Source organism: Leptospira soteropolitanensis (genome assembly GCF_026151655.1).
GTDB classification, from domain to species: Bacteria; Spirochaetota; Leptospiria; order Leptospirales; family Leptospiraceae; genus Leptospira_A; species Leptospira_A soteropolitanensis.
This window is the reverse complement of sequence record NZ_JAMQPN010000100.1, coordinates 1-550: the sequence shown is the minus strand read 5'-3', so window position 1 is coordinate 550 and position 550 is coordinate 1. Positions and strand designations below refer to the sequence as shown.

Below are 550 nucleotides of genomic sequence, written 5' to 3'. Positions count from 1 at the left end.
AAATCTAGAAAAAGTATATTTTCCGTTAATTTCATTTCCTGGTGGTGGAACAAACATATTTGCAGAAAAGAAGGGAAGAGTCAATAATAAACTTTGAGTAAGATTTAAATCCTTTTTATCAGCATTTAATACGGAAATTGGAAAGAGACAAAATAGAAAATAAGTAAGAGGTGTTGAAATTTTCATTTTGAATCGATTGTATTTTTCTTTCTGCCATGAACAATTAAAGTAGTCGAACTGTAAAAAATATTAACATTTGTATATTCATAATCAATTGAAGTTATAATATCAATATCGTTTTTAGTAGCAATTGAATGTGGACTAAGATTTCCTAAGCAGACTAATGATAAATAGCATCTTGCAGTAGACTTAGCAGTCAGTTCTCCTTGCTGTATTGGAAAGACTGTATGTATAGTTGTATAGTCATTGTATATAAAAGCACCTCCACCTCCAGGAGGAACAGCTACACAGGCATTGATAGTTAAAAACCATAACAGGAAGCTTTTTTTAATCATATTTAACCTCTTTTTAGAAATTTTACGGATGTCGT

Annotated in this window: 2 protein-coding genes; both read right to left on the bottom strand. The window is 30.2% G+C overall.

From position 1 onward, the window contains the following. Window positions 1-186 (bottom strand): hypothetical protein (locus tag ND811_RS19530; RefSeq protein ID WP_265365571.1); only part of this gene is annotated, 186 nt, incomplete at its 3' end. Beyond that, a partial coding sequence (locus tag ND811_RS19525; RefSeq protein WP_265365570.1) for a TRL domain-containing protein occupies window positions 183-550 on the bottom strand: 368 nt, incomplete at its 5' end. The genes ND811_RS19525 and ND811_RS19530, both read right to left, overlap by 4 nt.